Raw genomic sequence first — 23,887 nt, 5'->3', positions numbered from 1 at the left:
TCCATCGAAATCCTGACCACGCAGCGTTCCAACTGGTATTCCAAGCAAACTGACCAAACAATTATTTACCAGCCAAAACAGATAGATACCGACTTATTTCAAATTAACCCGGCACAGCTGCTTCATAATGCTTGATGCGCTAAAGTCGCAAAGCACTCTACTGAGCGCTTCAGAAACTTTGCGCTCGGGCTTAACATGAGCAGGGGCGCATGTACGCCAACCAACAATAGACTTTATTGGCCCGCACATAAAAAATCTGACACTCTCGGCACTCTCGGTTGGGTGGCTAAGCCTACCCCCCTCACCTCACCAAATACCCCCCATCCACCACCACAACCTCCCCCGTCACATAACTCGCCGCCCCCGAACACAAAAACACCGCCACCGCCGCCACTTCCTCCGGCTGCCCCACCCTCCCCATCGGCGTCATCTCCATCCACTTACAAAACCACGCCTCATTCTCCATCCCCCCGCGCGACAAATCCGTCTCGATATACCCCGGCGCCACGGCATTCACCCGAATCCCCTGCCCCGCCACTTCACTGGCCAAGCTCTTGGTCAACATATGCACCGCCGCCTTGGACGCGTTATACGCCACCTGCTGCTGCGGCACGTTCGACACCAACCCTGACATGGACCCGACATTCAACACCGCCCCGCGCCCCTGTTCGCGCATGATCGGCAGCGCGGCGCGGCAGCAGCGGAACACGGCGTCGAGGTTGACCGCCATCACGTCGCGCCAGGCCTGGTCGGGGTACTGCTCGGTGCAGCCGTGGCTGGCGATGCCGGCGTTGTTGACCAGCACATCCAGCCGGCCGTGCCACTGCTGGGCGCGCGCCACCAGGCGGGCGGCGGCGTCGGGTTCGGAGAGTTCGGCTTCGATGAAGCGAAAGGCTACGCCTGCTTCTTCCAACATGGAGGCTGCGGCGTCGTTGAAGCGGCGCCCGGTGATGACCACATAGGCCCCCACCTCGCCCAGGGCCTGGGCGATCGCCAGACCAATGCCGCGTGTTCCGCCGGTCACCAGCGCGACCTGGCCGTCGAGCCTGAATTTATCAAGGATCATGACTACCTCTTCTTATGATTGTGGGTGCATTCGCGAGGACGCTCTACAGATCGACATTGCTCGGCAACACCACCAGATCGCGCACCGTGACGTTGCGCGGGCGGCTGAGCATGAACAGCACCGATTCGGCCACTTCGCGTGGCTCCATCAGCGAGCCGTTGGCCAGGGCTTCGTTGAGCTTGTCCTTGGGCCAGTCCTTGAGCAGCGCGGTGACCACCGGGCCTGGCAGCACCGAGCAGACGCGGATGCCGTGGCGCGCCACCTGGCGGCGCACGGTGTGGGCGAAGGCCTGCACGGCGAACTTGGAGGCGGTGTAGACCGGCTCGCACACCACCGGCACCACGCCGGCCACGGAGCTGGTGATGACGATGTCGCCAGTGCAGCGCTCGACCATGTGCGGCAGCACCGTGCGGATGGCGCGGAAGGTGGCGTTGACGTTGAGGTTGAGCATGCGGTCCCAGGCGTCCGGGTCCGCTTCGAGCACGTCGCCGCCGACATAGGCGCCGGCGTTGGCGTGGAAGATGTCCAGGCGGCCGTAGCGCCTGAGGATGGCGGGCAGCAGGCCGTTGACGCTCGAGGGGTCGAGCAGGTCGGCGACCCAGGGTGAGGCGTTGCCGCCAAGTTCGTGGCAGGCCTGCTCCAGGGCCTGCTCGGAGCGGTCGATCAACATGACCTTGGCGCCTTCGGCGAGCATCGCCCGTGCGCATTCCAGGCCAATACCGGCCGCTGCGCCGGTGATGGCGGCGACTTTTCCAGTGAGGGTGTGCATGGTGTATCCCTTACAGCCAGACGGTTATGGAAAACCAATCCTTGACCCGACCTGTCCGTAGATCGGGCTGCCCGGCCACACGCGCGGCGGGTTGCCATGGCGCGTGCGGCGGGCCCATGCCTGCCGTCGCCCCGAGGGGCGGTCAGGGCAGTGTAGTAGCTGTGGCGGGTTGTGCGAGCGGTTGTGCTCAGCGCACGGGCTTGAGCTTGAGCAGCGCGCCGTCGTACCACACCAGCGCCAGGTCACCGGCGGCGTTGCTATAGAACGTGGGACTGGCACCTTGGACCGGTCCCCAGTGGCCGGTTTCGCAGTGCACGGAGTAAGCGGTGGTGTCGTGCAGCCCCAGCTTGTCGAGCAGCGCGCGGGCGTCTTCGTCAGGCGCGGTGGAGATCGTGTTGATCACTGGCTGACTGCAGGTATCGCCCGAACCTTGCGGGGCATCCCACTTGAGCAACTTGGCGCTGAAGGTGAGGGTCTCGTTCATGAGGCTCGGGTCGTTATCCACCAGCGCTTGCACGCCATCGTCGGACACCGCCACACCGGCGACGCTCCAGCGGCCATCGAAGGAAAAGCCCTGCGCCTCGGTGGCCGAGGGCTTGCCAGTATTGCCCGCATCGCAGGCGGCCAGTGCCAGCAGCCCAACGGTCAAGACAAAGGGTTTGGCCAACGGATACATTCAACTATCTCCCTGAAAGAAATGTCTGAAGTGTTGGGGGCAGGCTGGAAACAACCCGCCTGGATAGTTCAGCACGTAAAGGTCATCCGTTCGAAGCGCTGCCGCGCGAACGCGCCGTGCTAGCATCCTCAAACTTGGATGTGGGGCAATGACTTGGACCAGGATGGGTAGTCGGTCAATACAGGGTCGGCGGTGGGTTCGACGTCATCGTCACGTGCAGCACAACACACATTGAAGAGCGCCCATGCATACCCAGACTCTAGAGCTGTCGCAGTATTTGTCTCAACCCGAGAGAAATGCCATTGCCGAGATCGAAGCCACCACCAGCATCCTCAGGCTAGTGACTCGTATCACCCGCATGAAGTTCGCGGCGATTGCCAAGTTCAACGAAGACGAATGGCTCACCTGCTCGGTGCACGACCCCGACGACATCGGCCCGGACGTCGGCGAAAGCGTGCCGATCGAAACCACCATCTGCGATGAATTCCGCACCCTGCCCACCTCATTGCTGATTCCGTCGATCAGCGAGGTGAAGCGCTTCGCACAAAAGCCGATCGTGCGTCAGTACAAGCTGGAAAGTTATGCCGGCGTACCGATCTTCCTGCCGGACGGGCGTTTGTACGGCGCGCTGTGTGCGTTGGACACCACGCGTACCGCCCTGGACGATCCTGACCTAGCAGAAACCCTCACGCTGTTCTCGCGGCTGATCGGCTGCATCTTCTACAACAACCTGCAGCAGGACGCCGACGAACCGTCGATGCATTACGCCCGCTGAAAACACCCGCTCGCTAAACGACTACAGGGCACCACGCTGCTTGCAGCGGGTGCCCTGTTCAGGGTGACGCCGATCAGAGGCGGAAGCGGCCGACCAGGTCGTTGAACGAGATGGCCAGGCGCGACAGCTCCTGGGCCGAGGCGGTGGTCTGGTGGGCACCGGCTGCGGTCTGGGTGGAGAGGTCCTGGATGTTGACCAGGTTCTTGTCCACTTCGCGGGCCACGTTGGCCTGCTCTTCGCACGCGGTAGCGATCACCAGGTTGCGGTCGTTGATGCTGGCGATGCCCGAGGCGATGGATTCGAGCGCCTGACCGGTGGCCGTGGCCAATTGTTGGGTGTTGTTGACCAGCGTCTGGCTTTTGGCCATGGCCACCACCGCTTGGTCGGCACGGGCCTGGACGCTGCCGATCATCTGCTCGATCTCCACCGTCGAGGACTGGGTCCGGGCAGCGAGTGCGCGCACTTCGTCGGCGACCACCGCGAACCCGCGGCCTTGCTCGCCGGCACGGGCGGCTTCGATGGCGGCGTTCAGTGCCAGCAGGTTGGTCTGCTCGGCAATGCCACGGATCACGTCCAGCACCTTGGCGATGTCCTTCACCTGGCCGGCCAGGTGCTCGACGGTGTCCGAAGAGGCCTGGATTTCCACGGTGGCGTTGTTCACCGCAGCCACCGCCTCACGGGCCTGGCCCACGCCTTGGTCGGCCTGTTCGCGGGCAGCCTTCGAGGCTTCGGAGGTGGACACGGCATTGCGCGCCACTTCGTCCACCGACGAGGTCATCTCGTTGACGGCGGTGGCCGCCTGTTGGATTTCGTCGTTCTGCTTGAGCAGGCCACGGCTGCCATCTTCGGTCACCGAGTTGAGCTCTTCGGCGGCCGAGGCGAGTTGGTTGGCGGCGTCGGAGATCTGGTGCAGGGTCGATTTGAGGCTGTTCTGCATATCGCCGATGGCATTGATCAGGTCGCCGGTTTCGTCGCGGCTGGTGCTGGAGACTTTCTGGGTCAGATCGCCTTGGGCGACGCGCTGGGCAGCCGTCACCGCTTCGACGATGGGTCGGCTGATCAGGCGGCTGATGAACAAGCCCAGGGCGAAGGCGATGATGAAGGCGATGACGATACCGGCGTACAACACCGTGGTCACTTGGTTTTCCAACGCATCGGCGTCCTTGGCCCCTTCACCGATCTGACGGTTGTTGGATTCGACCATAATGGTCAACTCGGACAGGATCTTGTCGTACGACTGTGCCAACTCACCCGACAGCACCGCACGGGCACCTTTCAGATCACCCGCCTGCGCCAGGTTGACCACCTGCTGCAATTGCGCCTGATACACCGGCCACAACTTTTCCATGCGATCGCCCGCCGCCCGCTCGTCATCTTCCAGCGGCGTCGCGCGATAAATGGCGAAGGCTTTTTCACTGGCGGCGCGGTCGGCTGCCATAGCACGCAGGATTTGCTCCTTGGTCGCTTGATCAGCGTTTTCGGCAGTCGCGGTAATCAAGGAATAAAGATTGCGCTGCTGGGAAATGGCCATAGCCCTGGCCTCCCCGGTTTTGGACACCGACACCAGGTTGTTGGAGAACACCAGACCCAGGCTCTGCGCCATCTGGCTAACACCGCGCCCGCCCAGCAGACCGATGGCCAGAGTGATGAGCGCGCAGACACCGAAGGCCGTCATAAGTTTGGTCGACAGTCGTGCGTTTCTGATGAAATTCATTTCAATCTCGAATGTAATTGGACATACCAAACTGATCGGCAATATAACGCCATTATTGAATGTTTATTTTAGGATCCAATATATACAGTGCGCCCATACAGCTTGTTCGTAATGAGAGTAATTCCGAATAAATTAATAGGCTGAATGCCTATACAGGTGCGCGTACATGTCGCACTTCGACAGTTTTAAGTTAATAGACAGCGGTGCATTCGACAGCTAGGTGAATGCTTCTGTGATGGATTCGTCTACAGCCGTACGTAAATCCCAACTACGCTGAACAGCAGCGGCGCATCGCTCGGCCTGGGTCGGACGGTCAGCGCCAGGCACAGTCATCACAGGAGTCGTCGATGAAGCTCACCCCCTCTCTGCTGCTGGGAACCCTGTTCACCTGCTGCGCCCTTCAGGCCACTGCCGCCGATCAATACTTGCCGGATCTGGTGCAAAAAGCGCCCTACAAGGCGGCCTACGCCAAGATGCTGGTGCTGCCGGAGTGGATCAGCCAGGCCAAAGGCACCGCCACGCCGCTGCGCAAGGTCAAGCTGGGCGACGACACGGTGCTGGTGGGTAACGTGTGCAAGCCCCACGACTGCAAGGACAACCAACTGGTGGTGGTCTTCAACGCCAAGGGCACGCAATCGTGGGGCTTGCTGGCCACGCGCGAGGACAGCGACGGCGCATTCGAGAAGCACTACCTCGGCTCGCCGAGCGAGGCCGTGAGAGCGCTGCTGGAAACCACCTTCGAGCGCGATAATCCCGACGACTGAACACCACGGCCGGGGCTGCACGGCAGCCCCGCCGCGCCTCAACCGCGCATCATGTCCGCAGCCTGCTCGGTGGCTTCGGTGGTGCGCGTCGCCAGCTTCCTCACCTCATCGGCCACCACGGCGAAGCCCCTGCCAGCCTCGCCGGCACGGGCCGCTTCGATGGCCGCATTGAGTGCCAGCAGGTTGGTCTGGCTGGCGATGCTCTGGATGGTGCCGACGATCTGCGTCAGCTTGGTGATGTTCGATTCCAGGGTGCGCTGGTGCGCCGCTTCGGTCTCGCGCATGGCGTTCTGCTGGTGCTGCAGGTCCACGTCCACCAAGGCCCCCACCACCCGCAGCGGCGCGCCGCTGGCATCGCGCTTGGTCTGGCCACGGGCACGGAACCAGCGGTACTCGCCGCTCTTCATCTTCAGCCGGTACTCGACATCGAAGGGGGTCTTGCCGCTGCGGTCGTTCAAGTGCGCCTGGAAGGCTTCCAGGCTGTAGCCCTTGTCGTCCGGGTGCAGGCGCGAGGCCCAACTGTCGAGCACATCGGGGAATTCCTCGACAGTCTCGAAACCGAGCAGACGGCGGAACTGCGGCGACCACCAGAAGGGGTTCTTCGGGTTCACCGGATCCCCGGCGATCACTTCCATGTCCCACAAGCCATCGGAAAGCATTTCGCGCGCCAGCTCGAAGCGGGTGATGATCACCTCGTGCTCGGCCGCGCGCTCGAGCTCATCGTGGATGTCGCGCAGGGCGCCGGCCACGCGCAGCGGCGTGCCACGGCCGTCGCGCAGGGTTTCGCCCTGGGCGAAGAACCAGCGGTAGCTGCCGTCCTTCATGGCCAGGCGATTCTTGACCCGATAGGGCGTCATGCCGGACTTGTCGTTCAGGTGGCGGGCGAAGGCATCCAGCGTGGCCGCGCGATCGTCCGGGTGGAGCCGGTCGGCCCAGCTGGCCAACACGTTGGGAAAGTCTTGCTCATTGCGGAAGCCGAGCATTTCGCGGAACTGCTGCGACCACCAGAAGCGGTTGCGCGGGTTGACCGGGTCGCCCGCGACCACCTCCATGTCCCACAGGCCCTCGCTGGAGGCACGATTGACCAGGTCGAAGCGGGTTTCCGAAGCACGCGCCGTGGCGTCGGCCTCGGCCAGCAACTGACGCGCCGACTCCAGCTCGCGCTCGAGTTCGGCGATGCGCGCCTGGTCCTGCGCGGCCTGCGATTCACGGGAGGTCCAGGCCTGTTGCACGGCCATCCAGTTGGCCGGGCCTTGGCCTGCAAGGGACAACGATTGGGTCAGCTGTTTGAGCGCCTGAAGCTCGCCGGACCGGCGGAAGAGATGCAACATGATTGGGGTACTCGAAGGAAGACGGGGCGCCTTTCCATGGCTAACAAGGAATATCTGCAAAGCACGCCGGTGCGGGCTGCGCAAGCCCGGCACGGGCAACGCAGCCTTCGACCCGCGCGGCAGTCGAAAGGTTGCGTTGCATTACTGGCGATATGATATCCAAGCTCTGGAATTTGCGCTGCGTCCTCATCGAACCACTGGTCGCCAGACGCCTTCGCGCACCGGCTACGGCATGCCCAACCAGGCCGGCAAGGCCAGCGAGATGAACGGCACGTAGGTCACCAGCACCAGGAACAGCAGCAGGATCGACAACCACGGCAGCGCCGCGCGAATGGTCTGGCCCAGGGTCAGGCCGGTCACCGCACTGGTGACGAACAGGTTCAGCCCCACCGGCGGGTGCACCAGGCCGATCTCCATGTTCACCACCATGACGATGCCCAGGTGAATCGGGTCGATACCCAGCTTCATGGCGATGGGGAAGAAGATCGGCGCCAGGATCAGGATGATCGCTGACGGCTCCATGAAGCTGCCGGCCACCAGCAGCACCACGTTGACCATGATCAGGAAGCCGAGCGGCGTCAGGCCCTCGGACAGCACCCATTGGGTGATCTGCTGGGGAATCTGCTCGGTGGTCAGCACATGGGCGAAGAGCATGGCGTTGGCGATGATGAACAGCAGCATGATGGTCAGCCGGCCGGATTCGAGCAGCACCTTGGGGCACTCGCGCCAGCTCATGTCGCGGTACACGAACAGGGCGATGAACGCCGAGTACACCGCCGCCACCGCCGCCGCTTCGGTGGGGGTGAACATGCCGCTGTAGATGCCGCCGAGGATGATCACCAGCAGCAACAGCCCCCAGAACGCCCGGCGCGCGGTACGCAGCCATTCGGCGAAGCTGGCCCGTGGCTGCGCGGGCAGCTTCTTGATGCGCGCCACGATGTAGATGGTCACCATCAGGAACAGGCCCAGCAGGATGCCCGGCACCACACCGGCCATGAACAGCTTGCCCACCGAGGTTTCGGTGGCGGCCGAGTACACCACCATGACGATCGACGGCGGAATCAGGATGCCCAGGGTGCCGGCGTTGCAGATGATCCCGGCGCCGAATTCCTTGGGATAGCCCGAGCGCACCATGCCGGCCACGGCAATCGAGCCCACCGCCGCGACGGTGGCGGGCGATGAACCGGACAACGCGGCGAACAGCATGCACGCCAGCACCGCCGCAATCGCCAGGCCGCCACGAATGTGGCCGACGCAGGCGTTGGCGAAATCGATCAGACGCTGTGCCACGCCCCCGGTGGTCATGAACGCGCCCGACAGCAGGAAGAACGGGATGGCTAGGAAGGTGTAGCTGTCGGAGGTCTCGAACAGCTTGATCGCCAGCGAGCTCAGCGAATCCTGGCTGAACAGCAGGATCGACACCGCGCCGGACAGCCCCAGGGAAATGGCGATCGGCACACCCAGGAACATGAACACGAACAGCAGCAGGAACAGGCAGATGACGGTCATCAGTGTGACTCCTCGCCCGGGTTGGCCAGTTTGCTCGCCTCGGCGGCTTCGTCTGCCAGGCCCAGTCCGGTCTGGCGGTGGGTGACGATGCGGTAGAGGATTTCCAGGTAACGCACGATGATCAGGGCAAAGCCGAACGGCACGATCAAGGCGATGTGGCCGACCTGGATGCCGTAGCGGTCCAGGTCCTCGGCACCGATGCCGGCGGCGAGCACGGCGCTCACCCACTTGAGGCTAGCAATCAGGAACAACCCGGCGTAGGCCAGGCAGCAGGCGCAGGCGATCATCGCCAACACGCGCTGCACGGGTTTGCGCGCACGTCGCACCAGCACGTCGACGCCCAGGTGGCCGGCGGTGCGCACGCCATAGGCGATGCCGAAGAAGATCAGCCAGCCGAACAGCGCCTTGGTCAGGGCGATGCTCCAGGTCATTTCCTGGGCGTAACCCATCAGGTGATCGCCGATGTCGAGCAGCGGCTCGCTGGCGAAGCTGAAGCGGTCGCTGAGGCTGTAGAACAGCGTGTAGAGGTTGTTCAGGGCCACGTAGATGAAGGTGATCAAAGTCATGGCCGCCAGGAGAAAGGCGATCATGCCTTCCTCGAAATGCTCCCAGACGTATCTGATCCGTTGCATGGGCAATCTCCGGAGAGGAAGGGGCCGGGCCGCCTGGCGAACAGGCGGCCGTGGGCGGTGACGTCGATCAGGACGGGGTGTTGGCGGCGTCGGCGGCCTTGATCAGGTCGGCGCCGATCTGCTCGGAGAACGTGTCCCACACCGGACGCATGGCCTCGCGCCACTGCGCACGCTGCTCGGGGGTGAGCGCGTCGATCTCGCTAGTCTTGGCGTCGATGATTTTCTGCCGCGACGCCAGGTTGAGCTCCTCGGCCTGCTTGTTCACCTCGACCGTGACCTTGTCCATGATCGCCTGGAGTTCGCCGCGCACGTCTTCGGGCAGGCTGTTCCAGAACTTGGCGTTGGTGATCACCATGTAGTCGATCAGGCCGTGGTTGGTCTCGGTGAAGAACGGCTGCACTTCGTTGACCTTCTGGCTCTCGTAGTTCGACCAGGTGTTCTCGGTGCCGTTGACGGTACCGGTCTGCAGGCCCTGGTAGACCTCGGCGAAGCTCATCTTGCGCGGGTTGGCGCGGATGGCCTTGAACTGTTCTTCGAGCACGCTGGAGGCCTGCACGCGGAACTTCAGGCCACGGGCGTCCTTGGGCAGGATCACCTTCTTGTTCGCCGACAGTTGCTTGAGGCCGTTGTGCCAATAGGCCAGGCCATGAATGCCCTTGTCTTCCATGGAGATGAGCAAGGCCTTGCCCTGCGGGCCGTGCTGGAAGCGGTCGACGGCGGCCAGGTCGTTGAACAGGAACGGCAGGTCGAACAGTTGCACCTGCTTGTTGTAGTGCTCGAACTTGGCCAGCGACGGCGCCAGCATCTGCACGTCACCCAGCAGCAGGGCTTCCATTTCCTTGCCGTCGCCGAACAGCGAAGAGTTGGGGTAGACCTCGACCTTGACCTTGCCCTTGAGCTGCGGGTCGGCCTCCACCAGTTTCTGGAACATCAGCGCGCCCTGGCCTTTGGGCGTGCTGTCGGCCACCACGTGGGCGAACTTGATGATCACAGGGTCGGCGGCGTGGGCGAGCCCGGCCATGGAGACGGCGGCGGCGCACAACAGCGCCTGGGTCAGCTTCAACATCGATGTCACCTTTTATTGTTGTTGGATGGATCAGCAGGGAAGCGTGCCAAGGGTACGATGGCCCATGTGGGCGTGTTTGCAGAATCTGCTTTTGTGTAAGCCTGCGTTTGGCTGGGGTGAACGCCCGCCTCGCGCTGGCGTGTTGGCCGAGGGTCAACCGCTCGCGATCAGCCCAATGCCAACAGCCGCTGCGCGCGCAACAACACCGGCGCATCGACCATCTGCCCGTCGAGCTGGAACGCTCCGGCGCCCTTGGCCGCGACACTGGCCTCGACCACCCGGCGCGCCCAGGCCAGCTCGTCGCTGCTCGGCGCCAGCACACCATGAATCAACGGCACCTGGCTGGGATGAATGCACAGCGCCCCGCCATAACCCATGTCGTAGGCATGGCGCATGGCCCGTTGCTGGCCCTCGGGATCGCCGATGGCCGGGAACACGCCGTCCAGCGGCGGCGCCAGATCGGCCCCTCGCGAATGCAACTGCACGGCCATGCGCGCCTGGTCGAGAAAACGCTGCGCGGCAGCGCTTTCGCTGTTGAGGTTCAGGTCCAGCGCCAGGTCGAGGCTGCCGAACGACAGGCGCTCGACGCCCTCGGCCCCGGCGATGCGTTCCAGCGCCAGCAAGCCCTTGGCCGTCTCGATGATCGGCAGCACCGGCTTGCCGGTGCGCCAGGCCAGCGCCACCTGCGCGGCGCTCTCCACCTTCGGCAGCAGCACCGCAATCACCCCCGCGTGCAGGGCGCAGAACGCCAGGTCGTCGGCATGGCCGGGGTGCTGCGGGGCATTGACCCGCACCCACACTCGCGCCTGCGGCTGGGCGCTGAGGAAGGCGGCGAGGTTGTCGCGGGCCTGGGCCTTGAGCGCTTCCTCCACCGCGTCTTCGAAATCGACGATCACGGCATCGGCCCCGGCTGCCAAGGCCTTGGCGAAACGCTCGGGACGACTGCCCGGCACGAACAGCGCGGAACGCACGATGGATCGTTGCATCGGTATCGGCTCCATGTCCTTACACCACACCGGCGGCAGCGAGCCGGGCCTGGTCATCGCGGGAGAACCCCAGCTCTTCGAGAATCGCCGCACTGTGCTCGCCCAGGCCCGGCACCGGGTCCATGCGCGGCGTGAAGGCGCTGTTGCGCCCTGGCGGCAGCAGCGACGGCAGCGCACCGGACGGACTGTCGACCTGGCGCCAGCGGTCGCGGGCCGCCAACTGCGGGTGCTGCCACACGCCGTGCATGTCGTTGACCCGGGCATTGGCGATCTGCGCCGCCTCCAGACGCGCCACCACCTCGTCCAGCGACAGCGTGGCGAAGCCATCGACGATGATCTGGCGCAACACCTCACGATGCTCGGAACGGCGGAAGTTGGCCGAGAAGCGCGGGTCGCTGGCCAGCGCCGGGTCGAGCAGCACCTGCTCGCAGAACACCTGCCATTCGCGCTCGTTCTGCAGGCCAAGCATGATCGTGCCGCCGCCACCGGTGGGAAACGGTCCGTAGGGGTAGATGGTCGAGTGCGAGGCCCCCGCCCGTGGCGGCGGCGGCGCGCCGTCGTAGGCGTAGTACATCGGGTAGCCCATCCACTCCACCAGGCTTTCCAGCATCGACACATCGATGCGGCTGCCCACGCCGGTCCTGTCGCGCAGCAGCAGCGCCGAGAGCACGCCGGTGTAGGCGTACATGCCGGCGGCGATGTCGGCCACCGAGCAACCGGCCTTGGCCATCTGTTCCTCGCCCGGCCCACCAGTTACCGAGAGGAAGCCGCCTTCGCTCTGGATCAGCAGGTCGTAGGCTTTCTTCTTCTCGTAAGGCCCGCCCTCACCGTAGCCGGAGATGTCGCAGACGATCAGCCGTGGATAGCGCGCGTGCAGGGCTTCGAACGACAAGCCCATGCGCGCCGCCGCGCCCGGCGCCAAGTTCTGCACCAGCACGTCGGCCTTGGCCAACAGCCCGTGGAGAATGCCGTCGGCCTCGGCCTGCTTGAGGTCCAGGGTGAGGCTCTGCTTGGAGCGGTTGGTCCACACGAAGTGCGAGGCGAGACCTGCCACGCGCTGGTCGTAGCCACGGGCGAAGTCGCCGCTGCCGGGGCGTTCGATCTTGATCACGCGCGCGCCCAGGTCCGCCAGTTGGCGGGTGCAGAACGGCGCGGCGATGGCATGTTCCAGGCTGACGACGGTGATGCCGTCCAGCGGGCGGGGAGCCGATTGAGTCATGGCGAATTCCTGTTCGGTAGTCAGTGCAGATCGGCCAGCGACTGCGCATCGCGCAGTTGCCAGACACGCTCGATCAATACCCGGCCCTCGTCCGCGCTGCGCTGCCCAGCATAGGCCAGCAGGCGCTGGAACTTGGCTTCCAGTTCGGCACGGCTGAGGGTATTGCCCGGATCGCCCTTGGGCTGGTCGATGGCGGCGCTGAAGGTGCGGCCATCGACACCGCGCACCTCGACCCGGCCCAGCCAGCGCGCCGGGTAGGCGGCGTCCACTTCAGGGTCCAGTTGCATGCGCACCTTGTCGCGAAACGCCGCCACCTGCGGGTCGCTCAGGGCCAGGTCGCGGAACTCCAGCAACTGCGCACGACCGTGCACGGCGATCAGGCCCAGCACGGTGCCCATGGAAAACTTGGCCTGGTGCACCGTGGTCGGCGTGCTCACCCGCCCCAGCACATCGAGGGCGCCTTGATGCACGCGAGTGACCACCTCGGCGATGTCCCCGTGCGCCAGCCCTTCGCGCTGCATCAGCTGCAACAGGGCGTCGGCGGCGGGATGGGTGTGGCGGCAGGAGGCGTGGAACTTGAACGAGGTTTCCGCCAACGCCCAGCGGGTACCGAGACGGTCGGACAAGCGCGACGGATCAGCATCGCGGGACATGCCCGCCGCCAATCCCTGCTCGCCTTCGAGCACATTGCGCGCCCCGGTCAGGCCATCGGCGGTGAGGTAGGCGGCCAGCAGGCCGTCGGCGGCGGCCTTGGCCGTGTGCAACTGCTTGGAGTCGGCCGCATCGCGCAGGAACTCCCACAGCCCGGCGGCCTGGGTGCCGGCGCTGCCCAACAGGTTGACGAACTGCTCGCGGTCGAAGGCCATGAGCTTGCCCACGCCCACCGCAGCGGCCAGGGTGCCGACCGTCGCGGTGGTGTGGAAGATGCGGTAGTGCGAGCGGCCGAGGAACTCGCCGATGCGAATGCCCGCCTCGTAGCCGGCCACGGCAGCCAGCAGCAGCTCCTGGCCGGACTTGCCCAGGTCCTGGGCCGCCGCCAGCACGGCGGAGAACACCACGGTGGCCGGGTGCAGCACCGAGCTGTTGTGCAGGTCGTCCTGCTCCACCAGGTGCGAGGCGGCGCCGTTGACCAGCGCGGCGAAATACGGCGAGGTGCGTCGCCCGCTGGTCAGCACCCGCGCCCGGCCCGAAGACGGGCCCATGCGCTCGGCATAGCGCTCGAACAGCGGAATCGGGTGCGAGCCCTGGCTGGCCAGGGCCGAGCCGAGCCAGTCGAGGAACAGGTCTTCGGTACGGTCCAGCACGAAAGCGGGTATGTCGCTGTAGCGAAGTTCGGCGAGGAAGCCGGCCAGGGCCTGGGTATCGCGCATGGTCAGGCCCTCAGAAGCTGCGCGGCAGCTCGAGCAGGTGCTCGGCCACGTACGACAGGATCAGGTTGGTGGAGATCGGCGCCACCTGGTACAGGCGGGTCTCACGGAACTTGCGCTCGACGTCGTATTCATTGGCGAAGCCGAAGCCGCCGTGGGTCTGCAGGCAGGCGTTGGCCGCCTCCCACGAGGCCTTGGCCGCCAGGTACTTGGCCATGTTTGCCGCGGCCCCGGCATTGGCGCCACGGTCGTACTCGGCGCAGGCGCGCCAGCGCATCAGGTCGGCGGCCTCCAGTTCGATATGGGCTTCGGCGATGGGGAACTGAACGCCCTGGTTCTGGCCAATGGGACGGCCGAACACCACCCGGTCGCGGGCGTACTGGCTGGCCTTCTCGACGAACCAGCGACCGTCGCCGATGCACTCGGCGGCGATCAGCGTGCGCTCGGCGTTGAGGCCGTCGAGAATGTAGCGAAACCCCTTGCCCTCCTCGCCGATCAGGCTGCTGGCGGGAATCTTCAGGTTGTCGAAGAACAGCTCGTTGGTCTCGTGGTTGACCATGTTGGCGATCGGCTGCACGGTCAGACCCTGGCCGATGGCCTCGCGCAGGTCGACCAGGAAGATCGACATGCCTTCGGACTTCTTCTTCACCTCGGCCAGCGGCGTGGTGCGCGCCAGCAGGATCATCAGGTCCGAGTGCTGCACACGCGAGATCCACACTTTCTGGCCGTTGATCCGGTAGTGGTCGCCCTGGCGCACGGCGGTGGTCTTGAGCTGGGTGGTGTCGGTGCCGGTGGTCGGTTCGGTGACGCCCATCGATTGCAGGCGCAGTTCGCCGCTGGCGAGCTTGGGCAGATAGAAACGTTTCTGTGCCTCGCTGCCGTGTCGCAGCAAGGTGAACATGTTGTACATCTGCCCGTGGATGGTCCCGGAGTTGCCGCCGCAGCGGTTGACCTCCTCCAGGATCACCGAGGCCTCGGCCAGGCCAAGGCCCGAGCCGCCGTACTGTTCCGGAATCATCGCCGACAGCCAGCCGGCGTCGGTCATGGCCTTGACGAAGGCCTCCGGAAAGCCTTTGCGCTCGTCGAGCTGGCGCCAGTACTCGGCGGGGAATTCGGCGCACAAGGCGCGCACGCCTTCGCGGATGGCAGTGAGGTCATCGCTGTCGTAGCTGTGCATGGGGGCGTCTCTGCTGAGGGTCAGTCGAAGGTCACGTCGGCGCTCTGGGCGATGCCATCGGCGTTGCCGGCCCACAGCCGGGCCGTGCCGGGCGCGTCGAGGCAGCCGCTCACCTGGAAGGGCGTGGGCAAGGTCAGCGGGCGCAGGCCGCGGTAGGCGAAATGACGCACGCGCTTGTCAGGGTGGGCGCGCCTGAATGCGCGCAGGCTGAGGGTGGCGATCAGCGGACCGTGCACCACCAGGTCGGGGTAGCCTTCGCTGTGGGTGACGTAGGGCTGGTCGTAGTGGATGCGGTGGCCGTTGAAGGTGACGGCCGAGTAGCGGAACAGCAGGGTCGACGTCGGTGCGATGGTTTCGCTCCACTGGCCCGCTTCGCAGCCCTGGCCGCTGCCGGTCTTGGGCGGGTTGGGCTCGCGGTAGACGATGTCCCGTTCTTCACGCACGCACAGCCGGCCGTCCTGGCTGTAGTCATGGCGCACGGTGACGAACAGCAAGGCGCCGCTGCGCCCGTGCTTCTCTTCGATGTGGGTGATGGTGGAGAGGCGATGGGCCTCACCGCCAACGATCAACGGCTCGATGAACTCGACTCGCCCGCCGGCCCACATGCGGTTGCGGTTGTCGGCCGGCGGCAGGAAACCGCCCCGTGCCGGATGGCCATCGCCGCCCAACTGCGCCTCATCGACCGGCTCCTGGAAAAAGCACCAGGTCCACAGCGGCGGCAGCGCCTCGCCATGCCCCGGCGCCGTTTCGCCAAAGGTGGCGGCAATGCGCTTGACCAGATTGCGGCTGAGCACATCCCAGGCCTCTTCGGTGCGGCCGATCCAGGCGCTGTAGTCGGTAGGGTGCATCGGAGCAGTCATGAGTGGGGCCTCTGCGTCTTGTTATTGTGTGAGGAAGCAGTGCCAAGCGGCGACCTGCAGGCTCTGCGCGACCGGCTTGCCGCTTACGGCTCGACGCTCGCCACTGCCCTTCAACCGATGATGCGAGGCGCCCGGCATTCTGTGAATTTGCATTTGCGTAAGCCAGCGTTCATAACTGCCGAACGCCATCACCGTGACAGGACCTCCCCATGCACTTCGATCTGGCAGACCTGCGGCTGTTCATCCACATCGGCGAGTCGCCGAGCCTGACCCAGGGCGCGCGCCGCGCCTTTCTCTCGCCGGCGGCGGCCAGCGCGCGGATCAAGGCGCTCGAAGCGCAGCTCGACACGCGCCTGCTGTACCGCGACAGCCGTGGCGTGGAGCTGACCCCGGCCGGGCACACGCTGCTCACCCACGCGCGGCTGATCATGCGCCAGGTGGACTATCTGAAAGCCGAGTTCACCCGCTTCGGCACGGACTCGGCCGGGCATATCCGCATCTTCGCCAACACCACGGCGGTCACCGAATTCCTGCCCGAGGTGCTGGCCGGTTTTCTCGCCGAGCGCCCTGGGGTCACGGTGGACCTGCAAGAGCGGCTCTCACGGGACATCGTGCGCGGCGTGCTCGACGGCAGCAGCGACATGGGCATCATCGCCGGGCCCGTGGAAGCGTCGGGGTTGCAGGTGATGCGCTTCAGCACCGACCGTCTGGTGTTGATCGTGCCGGCCGGCCACGAGTTGGCCGGGCGGCGGCAGGTGACGTTGAAGCAGACCCTGGCCTACCAGCACATCGGCCTGCACGACGGCAGCACGCTGTTGACCTTTCTGCGCGACCATGTCGAACGCATGGGGCAGAGCCTGGCGCTGCGCATCCAGATGTCGAGTTTCGAGGCGATCTGCCGGATGGTCGAGGCCGGCGTGGGTATCGGCATCATTCCCGAGTCGGCGGCGCTGCGTCACAGCCGCACCATGAACCTGGTGACCATCGCCCTGGACGAATCCTGGGCGATCCGCGAGCGCAGCATCCTGGTGCGCGAACTCGATGCCCTGCCCGGCACCGTCCGCGCGCTGATCGCCACGTTGATGCCGGACGACGCCCCCGTGCAGATGGTTTAGGACCCGGCCTGGTGGCGGGGCGGTGTGTCAGGCCGTTGCGTATCGTCTGCTTTGCGGCCGCTGCGCGCCCGATCGCGACACAAGGCCGCTCCTACATGAATCTGAGCTGCGCACCGATCGTTGAACACCTGTCCACTGTTCAGGCGTGGCTCAGGCCTTTGTAGGAGCGGCCTTGCGTCGCGATGGGCCGTGCAGCGGCCCCTATCAGAATGAGGACTGTGGGCACTCCACAGGCCAATTCAACCCCTCACCCCTGTGCGTGCAACGCGTCAAGCCGGAGCTTGGCCTGCGCGCACGCATCGTACGCGCGCAAGAGATCCATCAACGCCTGCGCATCCAATGACTGGCCCTGGAGCGTCAGCCCGTAGCAGATCAGCGTCACTTGCGGCTGGACACCGCCTTTGACCTTGGCCCTGGGCATCCAAGGCCCCAGCCGATTGCGTGGGCGCGGCAGGACTGTGCCTGGCTTGAGGGTGAGCACGATGTGCAGGTCGCGCCCCTGCCTGACCCGCCCCTCGACCAGGTCGACCAAGGCCAATTCCCGGTCCAGGCACGCGAACCACAACCGCTCATGGGTCAGGCGCAGCAGCGGCTGCTGCCCCGGGTCACGCTGCAGCCACAGGCTGCGGATCGCCAACGCGGCCAACAGCCATAGCGGCACGCTCACCGGCCAGGCATCCTTCAGGCACCAGAGCGCCAGCCCGGACAACACCACCACACCCACCGCCAACATCCCGCGCACCTGGGGCGACTGCGTCAGTTCGGTCACCGGCGGCACGGCCGCCAGTTGGGCCTCGTGCTCGGCGATGGCTGCACGACGGCGGGCGTCCATACGTGCGTCGAACTCACGACCCAGCGACTGCGCCAAATCGTCGAGCGAACCTGAATCGCTACTCATGCTCAAGCCCCTCGGCTGGGCGCCTGCTGGGCACCGAGCAACCCTTCGAACCAGCGCCGGTCTTCCTCGCTGGGCACCCGCGTGGCGGTCGCCAACAGCTCGGCGTCGGCCTTGACCTTCAGCTCACGCAAACGCAGCGCGGTCGGTGGATGGCTGTCGAACGGGTGGGCCAGGGCGTGTTGCAACACCTGCTCGTCCAGCACCAAGGGATGCTCGCGCAGATGCCCCTGCCAGGCCTGCAGCAGGTTATCGCCCGCGCGCGCCGCCAACACCTGGGGCAGCGCCTCGTCCAGGGCGATGATACGCAACAGCGCCTGGCCAAACACCTGCGTGCCGGCCACCTGCGCCCCGACCCGGTCCGCCGCCAGCTCCTGCACCCGGCTCCAGTGCTGCACCGCACGCTCGAACTGCTCCAGGAACTGCCCCGCCATCCACAGCGCCGGTCGTTCCAACCACGGCGGCGGGCCATCGTCCTCGGTCAGGCTGGCGTAGTGCGCGCACATCAGGCCGAACTGCGCAGCCAAGGCACTGCTGCGCTCGGTGTCCTGGGAACGGAAATGCCCCAGCTCGTGGCCGATGATCGCGGCGGTCTCGGCCTGGCTGAGTGCGCATAGCGCGGTGAGCGGCAGGTACAGCGTGCGACCGTGCAGCGCTTGACCCGAAGGTTGCAGGACCACTGGCACGCTGGTGACGAAGAACGACTGGTCCAACCCCACCACCAGGTGGTCGGGTGTCGGCGCCCCGACCTGCTCGGCCAGGCTGCGCACCCAGGCCCACACCGCCGGCGCCTGTTGCGGGCTCAGGGTGCGCCCCAGAAAGCTCGACGATGGCGACTCCAGCACCGTCCACTGCCGACGCAAGCGGTCGATCATCACCACGCCAGCACAGATCATCGAGACCATGGACAGCACGATGATCAGCGCGCTCAAGCCGCCTTGCTTGAAGTTGCTGTAGCCCCAACTGATCTCGTACAGCAGCGCCAGCCCCAGCGCACCCACCAGCAGGCCGGTGTAACCGATCAGGCAGCGTCCCAGCACGTGCCAACTGCGTGCCAGGCGCTGTTCCAGAAAGTCTTGCGAAAGCCGCGCCCGCCAGGCGTCGATGCGGATCTTCAGCCAGGTACCGATGCCTGCCAGCAGCGCCGCCACCGCCAGCCAGTACGCCAACTCGCCCAGCCAGGCACGCAGGTGCAGCGAGCCGGCGTCGGCGTCGACCCGGTCGATCTGGCGCTGGAAAGAGTGAGCGCGATCCTCTGGGCGGATCACGTCATTGCGCTCACGCGCCGACAACTTCGCCAGCAAGGTGTCGTCGGACGTGGCGATCCACTGGCGCATGATCTCGGCGGTTTCCAGATCATGGTTGGCGCGCCAGGACTGCTGGGCGGTCCAGGCCATGAGCAGCAGTGGCAGCAGGATCACGGGCAGCGCCCACCACAGGCGTTTGGTCAGGTTCACCGGCGTATCTCCAACTCGATGACTTCAGCGCGCAGCACCGAAGCGCTGCACCTGTGGATAGAGCTCGCCCAGGGTGCGCCGCGCCTGCGCCGCTTCGATGTAGTCCAGCAGCAGGGCAGTCAGCGCCTCGAAGTCGATGCGCTGGCCATCGAGGGTGGGCACGCACAGCCAGAGCTCGACACTCAGGCCGCCGGCCACCGGATGGGCATCGGGCGCGGTCAGCGACTTGAAGCAGGCGGCTTGCAGCGCCGGTGCGCGGGCGTGCGCGGCGACTCGAAAGGTCAATACCGTTCTCAGGTGACGCTGGTCGATCTCGAAGCCCGAAAAGGTGTGCAGCGGCACCGCACCGTTCGAGTTGGAGAACGCCAGGGTGTTCGGGGTCAGGGCCAGGACACACTGGCCATGCCGGCGGCGCAACGCTTCGGCCAAGGCCAGCGCGGCGACACCGGCCAGCACCAGCGCCAGGCTGACGGCCCAGGCCAGCAGGAACACGGGCTTGCCGGGCGTGATGCCGATCACCACGAAGACCCACGACAACCAGCCTCCCAGGGCCACCATCAGCCCGCCGAACACCGCGCAGGCCACCGACTTGCCACGCGAGGACTCACGGATCTCCAGGCGTTCGGTCGGCCCGTCGGCCAGACGCTGCAGGTCGATCAGATGCGCTTCGCGAGCGGCCTCATCCACGCGGCTGCACCACCGCGAGCTGACGCTCGGCGCAGGCGGCATCGCGATACGCCTCCAGCAACGCCGCCATCTCGCGGACCGATACCTTGCGCCCACCGCTCATCAAGCCGGCCGACATGATGCGGATGCAGGGCTCGGGCTCCGTGTCGACCACGGCCTGGTCGGCGAAGAACACCATGTGCCGCACCCGGTGGGTCGGCAGGATGGCCTCGCGGCTCAGGGTCAATTCCTGGGTGGTGAGCAGGCCCTCTTCCTTGACGCTGATGTCTTCGACATCGGCCAGGTCCACCGGCGCCGACAGGGTATCGACCCAGACCTGACGACGGGTCAGGCGCATGAACACCTGGGTGCCGGCGTTACGGTGCTGCCAGAACAGGGCGGCACCGAACAGCACCAGCGCCACGCCGCACAACACCACCAGCAGCTTGCCGCTGGAGAGGCCGAAGAACAGGCCGCCTACGCCGGCCAGGGCGATCACCGGTCCCCACAGTTTGTAGCGGGGAGAGTTGGTGAACTCGGTCTGCTCGGGCACGCGTTCGAGGGTCTGCTTGAGCTCGGCGATCACGCGGCCGAGCTGGGCCTGGCTGGACCCTGAGGCGTCGCTGCCGGATGGCCCGTTCAGCGGGTCGGGTTTGTCTGGGTTATTCACGCAAAACACTCTCTGGATAGGGGGAAGCGACGCTGAAAAGCGTTTCGATGCGGCGGCGTCATCCCTGACGCAGCAGCAGGTCCAACTGACGCTGCGCACGCGCAGCATCGCGGTAGGCGGCCAGGATCGCGGCCATTTCGTCCACATGCACCCGGCGTCCAGCGGTCATGATGCCGGCGGACATGATGCGGATATGCGGACGCGGCTTTTTCAACGCCATGGCCTGGTTGCCGAACAGTTGGAATTTCGCGGCACGGTGGGTGGGCAATACAGCCTCGCTGCTCAGGTCGAGCTTCTGCTGCATCACCTGGCCTTCGTCCTTGACGCTGATGTCCTCGACATCGGCCATTTCCACCGGCGCCGACAGCGAGTCGACCCACAACTGCCGGCGATTCAGGCGCATGAACACCTGCGTGCCGGCCGTGCGGTGCTGCCACGACATCACCCCGAACAGCACCGCCATGATCACCCCAAGCCAGGTCAGGCCAGCGCTGCCGGTCTTCATCCCACCGAAGGCGATGGCCAGGCTGACCAGTAGCAGGATCGGCCCCCACACCTTGAAACGCGGCGTGTTGGTGAACTCGATCTGCTCGGGCACCTGGTCGATCACCTGTTTCAGCTCGGCGATCACCTGTTCGCGCTGGGCAGCGCGGGACTGGTCGTATTCGGCGCCAAGCGAATCGGACAGTGCGTTAAGCGAGTTGGGCTGGTCTGGCGTGCTCATGGGCAAGGCTCTCGGCAAAAAAAGGGGAATTTATTTTTGTGCGTTCAGGTAATCGGTCAGGAACGCTTGGGCATTGCCCTGCTCGGACAGCGACTCGGAGTAACCCAGTTTCAGCGCCTGGGCTTCACCCGGCAGGTACAGCTCGCTGGCGGCCCAGCTGTCCGAACCCTGGATCACCAGCGCGGCGAATTTCTGGCCATCGACGGTGGTGTAGTAACGGGTGGCCTTGTCGGTCTTCTCGACCTTCATTTTCTGGATCTTCATGTTCCAGTCGTGGTCCACGCCCTCGACCTGCACCAGGGCTTCGTTGGCGCTGCGCTCGCCGATGCGCAGGGTCCACACCTTCACGCCTTGCTCGCCGGCATAGGCCACCACCTTGTCGGCCACGGGCGGACGGTCCTCGGCCTGGGCCTGCGCGATGCCCATGAACAGGGCTACGGAAGTGGCCAGTACGGCCGCCCATCTACGATACGTCAGCATGCTCGTCGCTCCTCGGAGGTCAAAAGTGGAGTATTGAAGTGGACCCTCAGGGAACTGCCAAGCCATTTGGTCGTCTCTCACAACTAACGGCCCGCCACTCACAACGGCTGACGGTAAAGATGTGGACGCGTTAACATTGCGCATCGCGTCACTCACCTCATTCACGGACGCGCTCGCCCCATGAACAGCCCGAACCCTTACCTCGACACCCACTTCAGCTTCGACAGCCCGTCATCCCTGGCCCAGGCCGGTGTGTTCGACCGCCGCACGGCGCAAGTCATGGGCAGCGCGGTGGGCCACTACCATGCGCACACCGTGCGCGAGCACCTGCAGTACTTCGACTGCGACCTGCAGTTCCCCGAGCCACTGCGCATCGAGAAGGTGTTGCCCGGCAGCCTGTGCATCGTCCAGGTGCTGGACGGCCAGTGGCAGCACCGTATCGAGGGTCGGCTGAACCAGTACGAAGCCGGCACGCCCCATGTGCTGGGCCTGAGCGAGAGCATGCAGGCGGTCGACACCCTGGCCCCCGGCAGCCACGCGCGCATGGCCGGGCTGCGGGTGGCCGGCCGTTACCTGCGCGAGTTGGCCGAGGAAGACCCGAACCTGCGCCCGTTGCTGGCGCTGCTGGGCGATGGCATGCGCTTCAGCGCGCTGCCCGCCTGCCCCGCCGTGGGCCGCCTGCTCGAACAGCTCTACCACTGCCCGTACCACGGCGCGCTCAAGCGCTTGCACCAGGAAAGCCTGAGCCTGGCCGTGCTGGTGGAGTTGGGGGCGCATGTGGCCGGCCGCGTAGCCCCGCCCGACGCGCCGCAGCGCGGCCAGCAGGACCTGGCTCACGAGGCTCGGCGTCTGCTCGACGAACACCTGGCCGATCCGCCGACGGTACTGGAGCTGGCGCGTCAGCTAGGGGTCGGCGAAACCACCCTGCGCCGCGCCTTCGCCAAGGTATTCGGTCAGTCGATGCTGCAGTACCTGCGCCAGCAGCGCATGGAGCTGGCGCGCACGCTGCTGCTGCAACGCAAATGGCAGGTGGCGCAGATCGCCTATCGCCTGGGCTACGCCAACCCGGCCAACTTCAGCAATGCCTACAAGGCCTACCACGGCCACCCGCCCGGCATGGCCTGAGCGCCGCTGCGCTCAGCGCTGGGCGCGGGTCATGTGCATCACCAGGGTGAAGCGGTCGCGTGGGTAGACGGTTTCGGACACCGAGATGATTTCACCGGCCTGATCGCGGTAATGGCGGATGATGTTCAGCCCCAGATCGCCGCTGGGTGCTTTCAAGCTCGCGCTCAGCTCGGCGGTGAGCTGCACCGGGCTGACCTCCTGGTCCACCGACTCGATGCTCTTGGCGAAGGCCTTGCCGATCAAGGCGGCGATCAGCTCGCCCGGATGCGCCTCGGCCTCGGCCACCACCTCGGCGAAGCGCTGTTCGGCGTAGACGTCGGTCCAGCACAGCGGGTAGCGCCGCTCGCCACTTTCGACCTTGATGCTCGACACGCAGAAGTAATGCCCGCCCGGCGTCAGCCCCAGGCGCTTGGCCAGGGCGATGTCGGCCACGAAATGGCGCACGCCCTGTATTTCACGGACATGGGATTCGGCCACCTGGACCAGGTCGGTGATCGAATCGATCGCCTGCGAATAACCGCTGCGCGGCGCTGCCGCCTCGACCCGCGTACCGACCTTTCGTCGCCGCGAGACCATGCCCTGGCCCTGCAACTGGTCGATGGCCGCCCGCACCGTGTGTCGCCCTACGCCGTACAGCTCGCACAGCTCAAGCTCGGTGGGCAGCAGCGAGCCGACCGGGTGATCGCCACGGGCGATCTTGTCGGTGAGGTCTCTGGCGATATCGGAGTAGCGGCCACGGGTGCTCATTGACGGCTCATGTTCACGGAAGGCAAAGGGTTGACAGTGTACCAAATGTGGCAGACCATTTTGTTCGGATGTATTAAATAAGTTCGATTAATTTCGA

The 23,887-nt window shown here is 65.4% G+C and carries 22 protein-coding genes and 4 pseudogenes; 4 read left to right on the top strand and 22 right to left on the bottom strand.

Annotated features, from left to right (window positions below; all coding sequences use genetic code 11):
• Nucleotides 1-301: 301 nt before the first annotated feature.
• From ACK2SD_RS04105 to ACK2SD_RS04095, 3 genes are all read right to left on the bottom strand, one after another.
• Entirely contained in the window at nt 302-1,066 is a 765-nt protein-coding gene (locus ACK2SD_RS04105; protein ID WP_412461419.1) for an SDR family NAD(P)-dependent oxidoreductase, read from the bottom strand.
• Between the two features lie 43 nt (nt 1,067-1,109).
• Complete coding sequence (locus ACK2SD_RS04100; protein WP_412461418.1) at nt 1,110-1,835, bottom strand: SDR family oxidoreductase; 726 nt, start codon at nt 1,833-1,835, stop codon at nt 1,110-1,112.
• Nucleotides 1,836-2,022: 187 nt separating this feature from the next.
• Nucleotides 2,023-2,511, bottom strand: a complete 489-nt coding sequence (locus tag ACK2SD_RS04095) for a hypothetical protein (protein ID WP_412461417.1) — start codon at nt 2,509-2,511, stop codon at nt 2,023-2,025.
• 244 nt (nt 2,512-2,755) lie between these two features.
• Between ACK2SD_RS04095 and ACK2SD_RS04090 the strand changes: the two genes are divergently transcribed.
• Entirely contained in the window at nt 2,756-3,286 is a 531-nt protein-coding gene (locus tag ACK2SD_RS04090; RefSeq protein ID WP_412461416.1) for a GAF domain-containing protein, read from the top strand.
• Nucleotides 3,287-3,359: 73 nt separating this feature from the next.
• Here ACK2SD_RS04090 and ACK2SD_RS04085 read toward each other — a convergent pair.
• Nucleotides 3,360-3,956: pseudogene (locus tag ACK2SD_RS04085) on the bottom strand (methyl-accepting chemotaxis protein); the annotation flags it as partial.
• A gap of 309 nt (nt 3,957-4,265) precedes the next feature.
• Nucleotides 4,266-4,961: pseudogene (locus ACK2SD_RS04080) on the bottom strand (MCP four helix bundle domain-containing protein); the annotation flags it as partial.
• 386 nt (nt 4,962-5,347) lie between these two features.
• Here ACK2SD_RS04080 and ACK2SD_RS04075 point away from each other — a divergent pair.
• Entirely contained in the window at nt 5,348-5,764 is a 417-nt protein-coding gene (locus ACK2SD_RS04075; RefSeq protein WP_039580392.1) for an Ivy family c-type lysozyme inhibitor, read from the top strand.
• Between the two features lie 62 nt (nt 5,765-5,826).
• Here the strand turns inward: ACK2SD_RS04075 and ACK2SD_RS04070 are convergent.
• The 10 genes and pseudogenes from ACK2SD_RS04070 to ACK2SD_RS04025 all read right to left on the bottom strand — a co-directional run.
• A pseudogene (locus ACK2SD_RS04070) lies at nt 5,827-5,994 on the bottom strand (methyl-accepting chemotaxis protein); the annotation flags it as partial.
• Between the two features lie 138 nt (nt 5,995-6,132).
• Nucleotides 6,133-6,747 (bottom strand): annotated as a pseudogene (locus ACK2SD_RS04065) (PAS domain-containing protein); the annotation flags it as partial.
• Between the two features lie 573 nt (nt 6,748-7,320).
• Nucleotides 7,321-8,604 (bottom strand): C4-dicarboxylate TRAP transporter large permease protein DctM, encoded by a 1,284-nt coding sequence (gene dctM, locus ACK2SD_RS04060; RefSeq protein ID WP_039580398.1) that lies wholly within the window; start codon nt 8,602-8,604, stop codon nt 7,321-7,323.
• Complete coding sequence (locus ACK2SD_RS04055; protein WP_317870556.1) at nt 8,604-9,236, bottom strand: TRAP transporter small permease; 633 nt, start codon at nt 9,234-9,236, stop codon at nt 8,604-8,606. The genes dctM and ACK2SD_RS04055 overlap by 1 nt, the downstream gene beginning before the upstream one ends.
• Nucleotides 9,237-9,303: 67 nt before the next feature.
• Nucleotides 9,304-10,302, bottom strand: coding sequence for a TRAP transporter substrate-binding protein (locus tag ACK2SD_RS04050; protein ID WP_412461415.1), 999 nt, complete (start codon nt 10,300-10,302; stop codon nt 9,304-9,306).
• 167 nt (nt 10,303-10,469) lie between these two features.
• Complete coding sequence (locus ACK2SD_RS04045) at nt 10,470-11,288, bottom strand: HpcH/HpaI aldolase/citrate lyase family protein (RefSeq protein ID WP_412461414.1); 819 nt, start codon at nt 11,286-11,288, stop codon at nt 10,470-10,472.
• Between the two features lie 19 nt (nt 11,289-11,307).
• A complete protein-coding gene (locus ACK2SD_RS04040) occupies nt 11,308-12,507 on the bottom strand; it encodes a CaiB/BaiF CoA transferase family protein (protein ID WP_412461413.1) in 1,200 nt (399 codons plus the stop codon).
• 20 nt (nt 12,508-12,527) lie between these two features.
• A complete protein-coding gene (locus ACK2SD_RS04035) occupies nt 12,528-13,877 on the bottom strand; it encodes an MmgE/PrpD family protein (protein ID WP_412461412.1) in 1,350 nt (449 codons plus the stop codon).
• Between the two features lie 10 nt (nt 13,878-13,887).
• On the bottom strand, nt 13,888-15,051 hold the full coding sequence (locus ACK2SD_RS04030; protein WP_342650461.1) for an acyl-CoA dehydrogenase family protein: 1,164 nt from the start codon (nt 15,049-15,051) through the stop codon (nt 13,888-13,890).
• Nucleotides 15,052-15,071: 20 nt separating this feature from the next.
• On the bottom strand, nt 15,072-15,899 hold the full coding sequence (locus ACK2SD_RS04025; protein WP_412462266.1) for a MaoC family dehydratase N-terminal domain-containing protein: 828 nt from the start codon (nt 15,897-15,899) through the stop codon (nt 15,072-15,074).
• A 221-nt stretch (nt 15,900-16,120) separates the two neighbouring features.
• Here ACK2SD_RS04025 and ACK2SD_RS04020 point away from each other — a divergent pair, with 221 nt between their 5' ends.
• Nucleotides 16,121-17,026: a LysR family transcriptional regulator gene (locus ACK2SD_RS04020; protein WP_412461411.1), complete on the top strand. Its 906-nt coding sequence runs from the start codon at nt 16,121-16,123 to the stop codon at nt 17,024-17,026.
• A gap of 247 nt (nt 17,027-17,273) precedes the next feature.
• Here the strand turns inward: ACK2SD_RS04020 and ACK2SD_RS04015 are convergent, their stop codons facing one another.
• The 6 genes from ACK2SD_RS04015 to ACK2SD_RS03990 are packed head-to-tail and all read right to left on the bottom strand — an operon-like array spanning nt 17,274 to nt 21,918.
• Nucleotides 17,274-17,924, bottom strand: a complete 651-nt coding sequence (locus tag ACK2SD_RS04015; protein WP_412461410.1) for a hypothetical protein — start codon at nt 17,922-17,924, stop codon at nt 17,274-17,276.
• Between the two features lie 2 nt (nt 17,925-17,926).
• Entirely contained in the window at nt 17,927-19,378 is a 1,452-nt protein-coding gene (locus ACK2SD_RS04010; protein ID WP_412461409.1) for a M48 family metalloprotease, read from the bottom strand.
• 24 nt (nt 19,379-19,402) lie between these two features.
• The gene (locus tag ACK2SD_RS04005; RefSeq protein WP_412461408.1) at nt 19,403-20,065 is read right to left on the bottom strand and encodes a hypothetical protein; all 663 of its coding nucleotides are present in this window, start codon (nt 20,063-20,065) and stop codon (nt 19,403-19,405) included.
• Nucleotides 20,058-20,714, bottom strand: a complete 657-nt coding sequence (locus ACK2SD_RS04000; RefSeq protein WP_412461407.1) for a hypothetical protein — start codon at nt 20,712-20,714, stop codon at nt 20,058-20,060. The genes ACK2SD_RS04005 and ACK2SD_RS04000 overlap by 8 nt, the downstream gene beginning before the upstream one ends.
• Before the next feature lie 58 nt (nt 20,715-20,772).
• Nucleotides 20,773-21,438: a hypothetical protein gene (locus tag ACK2SD_RS03995; protein WP_029615173.1), complete on the bottom strand. Its 666-nt coding sequence runs from the start codon at nt 21,436-21,438 to the stop codon at nt 20,773-20,775.
• Between the two features lie 30 nt (nt 21,439-21,468).
• A complete protein-coding gene (locus ACK2SD_RS03990) occupies nt 21,469-21,918 on the bottom strand; it encodes a hypothetical protein (RefSeq protein WP_029615174.1) in 450 nt (149 codons plus the stop codon).
• Nucleotides 21,919-22,098: 180 nt separating this feature from the next.
• Between ACK2SD_RS03990 and ACK2SD_RS03985 the strand changes: the two genes are divergently transcribed.
• Entirely contained in the window at nt 22,099-23,043 is a 945-nt protein-coding gene (locus tag ACK2SD_RS03985) for a helix-turn-helix transcriptional regulator (RefSeq protein ID WP_116889280.1), read from the top strand.
• Nucleotides 23,044-23,055: 12 nt separating this feature from the next.
• Here the strand turns inward: ACK2SD_RS03985 and ACK2SD_RS03980 are convergent, their stop codons facing one another.
• A complete protein-coding gene (locus ACK2SD_RS03980; protein WP_039580426.1) occupies nt 23,056-23,790 on the bottom strand; it encodes a GntR family transcriptional regulator in 735 nt (244 codons plus the stop codon).
• Between the last annotated feature and the right edge of the window lie 97 nt (nt 23,791-23,887).

It is taken from the genome of Pseudomonas sp. SC11 (assembly GCF_047039205.1).
Lineage (GTDB): Bacteria > Pseudomonadota > Gammaproteobacteria > Pseudomonadales > Pseudomonadaceae > Aquipseudomonas > Aquipseudomonas boreofloridensis.
This window is presented reverse-complemented; position numbering and strand designations above follow the sequence as displayed.

Excerpts from the sequence above, each read along its gene's own strand:
- ACK2SD_RS04015 (WP_412461410.1), bottom strand. The coding sequence starts at position 17,924 with ATGAGTAGCGATTCAGGTTCGCTCGACGATTTGGCGCAGTCGCTGGGT.
- ACK2SD_RS04045 (WP_412461414.1), bottom strand. The coding sequence starts at position 11,288 with ATGCAACGATCCATCGTGCGTTCCGCGCTGTTCGTGCCGGGCAGTCGT.
- ACK2SD_RS04075 (WP_039580392.1), top strand. The coding sequence starts at position 5,348 with ATGAAGCTCACCCCCTCTCTGCTGCTGGGAACCCTGTTCACCTGCTGC.
- dctM (WP_039580398.1), bottom strand. The coding sequence starts at position 8,604 with ATGACCGTCATCTGCCTGTTCCTGCTGCTGTTCGTGTTCATGTTCCTG.
- ACK2SD_RS03985 (WP_116889280.1), top strand. The coding sequence starts at position 22,099 with ATGAACAGCCCGAACCCTTACCTCGACACCCACTTCAGCTTCGACAGC.
- ACK2SD_RS04035 (WP_412461412.1), bottom strand. The coding sequence starts at position 13,877 with ATGCGCGATACCCAGGCCCTGGCCGGCTTCCTCGCCGAACTTCGCTAC.
- ACK2SD_RS03990 (WP_029615174.1), bottom strand. The coding sequence starts at position 21,918 with ATGCTGACGTATCGTAGATGGGCGGCCGTACTGGCCACTTCCGTAGCC.
- ACK2SD_RS04030 (WP_342650461.1), bottom strand. The coding sequence starts at position 15,051 with ATGCACAGCTACGACAGCGATGACCTCACTGCCATCCGCGAAGGCGTG.
- ACK2SD_RS04100 (WP_412461418.1), bottom strand. The coding sequence starts at position 1,835 with ATGCACACCCTCACTGGAAAAGTCGCCGCCATCACCGGCGCAGCGGCC.
- ACK2SD_RS04105 (WP_412461419.1), bottom strand. The coding sequence starts at position 1,066 with ATGATCCTTGATAAATTCAGGCTCGACGGCCAGGTCGCGCTGGTGACC.
- ACK2SD_RS03980 (WP_039580426.1), bottom strand. The coding sequence starts at position 23,790 with ATGAGCACCCGTGGCCGCTACTCCGATATCGCCAGAGACCTCACCGAC.
- ACK2SD_RS03995 (WP_029615173.1), bottom strand. The coding sequence starts at position 21,438 with ATGAGCACGCCAGACCAGCCCAACTCGCTTAACGCACTGTCCGATTCG.
- ACK2SD_RS04050 (WP_412461415.1), bottom strand. The coding sequence starts at position 10,302 with ATGTTGAAGCTGACCCAGGCGCTGTTGTGCGCCGCCGCCGTCTCCATG.
- ACK2SD_RS04040 (WP_412461413.1), bottom strand. The coding sequence starts at position 12,507 with ATGACTCAATCGGCTCCCCGCCCGCTGGACGGCATCACCGTCGTCAGC.
- ACK2SD_RS04055 (WP_317870556.1), bottom strand. The coding sequence starts at position 9,236 with ATGCAACGGATCAGATACGTCTGGGAGCATTTCGAGGAAGGCATGATC.
- ACK2SD_RS04020 (WP_412461411.1), top strand. The coding sequence starts at position 16,121 with ATGCACTTCGATCTGGCAGACCTGCGGCTGTTCATCCACATCGGCGAG.
- ACK2SD_RS04025 (WP_412462266.1), bottom strand. The coding sequence starts at position 15,899 with ATGCACCCTACCGACTACAGCGCCTGGATCGGCCGCACCGAAGAGGCC.
- ACK2SD_RS04095 (WP_412461417.1), bottom strand. The coding sequence starts at position 2,511 with ATGTATCCGTTGGCCAAACCCTTTGTCTTGACCGTTGGGCTGCTGGCA.
- ACK2SD_RS04090 (WP_412461416.1), top strand. The coding sequence starts at position 2,756 with ATGCATACCCAGACTCTAGAGCTGTCGCAGTATTTGTCTCAACCCGAG.